Source organism: Bradyrhizobium sp. SHOUNA76 (genome assembly GCF_023006445.1).
Classification (GTDB): domain Bacteria; phylum Pseudomonadota; class Alphaproteobacteria; order Rhizobiales; family Xanthobacteraceae; genus Bradyrhizobium.
Genome location: NZ_JALBHA010000685.1, coordinates 1 through 2,676 on the forward strand (window position 1 = coordinate 1; position 2,676 = coordinate 2,676).

The following is a 2,676-nucleotide window of genomic DNA, read 5'->3' on the forward strand; positions in this document are numbered from 1 at the left end:
GTGCACGACCGCCTCGGGCGCGAACGCCCCCAGTGCTGCGCGCAGCCCGTCCGGGTGCTCCAGGCTGCCCGGGATCACGTGCAGCCGGTCATGAAGCTGCCCGAGGCGCCAATGGGAACTTGCCGGCCGCAACAGCACGGCCACCTCGTGCCCCCGCGCCATGAGGTCCGCAACGAGATAGGAGCCCAGGAAACCGCTCGCACCGGTGGCAAAAACACGCATAAACCCCCGGTAGATCAGCTACCCCGGGGCCGTCAATGTCCCGCTTCGGCAACTCCCCCTGCCCGGCCCCCTCCCGGCACGGCTGAAGGGCGATCCGAACTTGATTATCCGGCCCATGCGGCTAAACGGGGGGCCGGATCGAGTTCGACGACGCAGGGGTAGACGCATGAATGACTTCAGGCTGGCCATGGTTTCCGCGGGCTTCGAGCACGGCGGCAACGTCACCCATCGTCACTTCGACGGCCATCCCGACCTGCTCGTCTATCCCTTCGAGTCGCAGCTCGGAAACCGCAACTTCAACGACTTCCTGGCCTCGGTCGAGCGCGTCCAGTACCGCTATCCCGAATTCCCGGAGGGGCTGACGGCGATCGAGCTCTACGAGCAGATGATCGACGAGGAACTGAAGACCTTCCTGCGCAAGCGCAACGGCTCCAAGTTCCGCGATGCGGACTGCGTGTTGGACGAAAAGAAGCGCGTCGCCGAATTCGTCCGGCTGTGCGGCGAGGCGCCGATCCCGCGCCGCAAGGTGATCGAAGCCTTCTTCCGTTCGACTTTCACGGCCTGGGAGAATTATTACACCAAGCCGCGCCCCGGCATGGTGCATGTCGGCTACTCCCCCGCCATCGGGATCGATGCCGATCGCATGGTGCGCGACTTTCCCAACATCCGCATCCTGCACATCGTACGCAATCCATTCTCGGCCTACCGAGACACCAAGCGCCGCCCGTTCCCGCAGCCGCTGACCAAATACCTGATCACCTGGAACATCTATCACTCGACGGTCGAGATGTTTGCCAGGATGTACCCGGAGAACGTGCGCATCTTCCGTTACGAGGACCTCGTGGAGGACAAGCGCAAGTTCATGACCGAGGCGGCCGGATTCATCGGCGTGCCCTTCGCGGACAGCATGCTCTATCCGAGCTGGAACGGCGTCGAGATCAAGGACTCCATCGCGCCCTGGGGAACCGTGCTCAAGAGCACCAGGGACTACAACCAGGTCGTGATCCAGGAGCTCTCGGACGGGGAGCGCAGGCAGATCGCGCAGGGCACCGCGGCCCTCGCCCATCATTTCGGCTACGACCGAATCGACTATCTGAGCCCGCTCTATCGTGCTGAGTAAGATCGCGTTCTTCGAAACCGACGACCGCCCCGACATCGCTGCCGATCGCGCGCGCCTCCTGCCCGCGCTGCGGCTGCATCTGAAATCCTTCGACCGCAACGTCACGGTCACGCCGGCGTCCGGCGGCACGCTCGGTGCCTGCTACGATGCGGATTTCGCCGGCGAAAAGCGCTTTCTGAAGACGCATCTACCGGGCGCGAGCGCGCGCGCCGGCCTCGCCAAGGAAGCCGACATCCTCGAGCAGCTCTACGGCAACATGATCGTGCTCGACCGTTTCGAGATCCCGCTCGCGGATGGAACGGTGCGGCTCTGCCTCACGATGCCCGCGCTCACGCCGCTGGCCGGCCCGATGGAGCCCGCTGATGCCGCTGCGATGGCAGACGCATGCAGTGAGCGGCTCAAGGACTGGCGGCCGGATGGGCTTGCCTCGTTCGAACACTATCTGGCTTCCGCCGCAGTGGCTCTGAAGACCCTTGCGAGCCGTGGTCTGCTGGAGCAGGCCACCGCGGCCGAAGTCCGCAGGCTGATCACGCTGCTCGGTGATCGTCGTGCGGATCTGCCCGAGGCGCTCTGTCATGGCGATTTCGGACCGAAGAACATCATGCTCCAGGGAGCCGCACCGCGCGTCATCGACTGGGAAGACGCATTCCGCGGCATCGCCGGGTACGACTACCTCTATTGGCTGACCTTCATGGAGAACCGGCCGTCCCTGCAAAGGGCCGCCTTCGGCCGAACCGGCCTCTCGCCCAAGGTCGAGCGCGCCATCCTCGTGCTCGTCGTCCTGCTCAAATCCTATCTGGCTGTCTTGTCGGGCGAGCACCTGAAGCACGCGCTGTCGGCGGAGGACCGCATCGCCGAGATCCTCGATCTACCGGGCTGATCAAGCCTGCACGGCGCCAGCAACCTGATCGAGCTGATCGAGCGAGAACCTGCGCAGATCACGGCCCTCGCGCAGCGCCTTGTACCACTCGACGGTCAGCCGTAGGCCCTGGGCAAGATCGAGCCGTGGTGTCCAGCCGAGTTCGCTCCGCGCCTTTGCGCAGTCGAGCCGGAGATAGGCGGCTTCGTGCGGATGTGGGCCGGCGTCGGCCGTCCACCGCGCGCCGTCGCCCCACAGCGCGATCAGGCGATCGACCACGGTCCCGACCGGCACCTCGCTTGCGGTGTCTGGTCCGAAATTCCAGCCGCCCACGAAACGTTCATCGCTCGCCAATCGCTCGACCAGCGACAGATAGCCGAGCACCGGGTCGAGCGCGTGCTGCCAGGGCCGCACCGAATTGGGATTGCGGATGCGGAGCGCCTCGCCCGCCAGGAAGGCCTGCATCGCATCGGGC

At 65.3% G+C, this 2,676-nt stretch carries 3 protein-coding genes and 1 pseudogene; 2 read left to right on the forward strand and 2 right to left on the reverse strand.

Features of this window, described 5'->3' with window-relative positions; translation table 11 throughout:
- Positions 1-222, reverse strand: a 222-nt coding sequence (locus tag MOV74_RS35605; protein WP_246931865.1) for an NAD-dependent epimerase/dehydratase family protein, incomplete at its 3' end; no start/stop codon positions are given.
- Positions 223-388: 166 nt separating this feature from the next.
- Here MOV74_RS35605 and MOV74_RS35610 point away from each other — a divergent pair.
- Both MOV74_RS35610 and MOV74_RS35615 read left to right on the forward strand, forming a co-directional pair.
- Positions 389-1,342, forward strand: a complete 954-nt coding sequence (locus tag MOV74_RS35610) for a sulfotransferase (protein ID WP_246931867.1) — start codon at positions 389-391, stop codon at positions 1,340-1,342.
- The gene (locus MOV74_RS35615) at positions 1,332-2,222 is read left to right on the forward strand and encodes a phosphotransferase (RefSeq protein WP_246931870.1); all 891 of its coding nucleotides are present in this window, start codon (positions 1,332-1,334) and stop codon (positions 2,220-2,222) included. The genes MOV74_RS35610 and MOV74_RS35615 overlap by 11 nt, the downstream gene beginning before the upstream one ends.
- Here MOV74_RS35615 and MOV74_RS35620 read toward each other — a convergent pair.
- A pseudogene (locus MOV74_RS35620) lies at positions 2,223-2,676 on the reverse strand (CDP-glucose 4,6-dehydratase); the annotation flags it as partial.

Coding starts and splice junctions, on each gene's coding strand:
- MOV74_RS35610 (WP_246931867.1), top strand. CDS start 389: ATGAATGACTTCAGGCTGGCCATGGTTTCCGCGGGCTTCGAGCACGGC.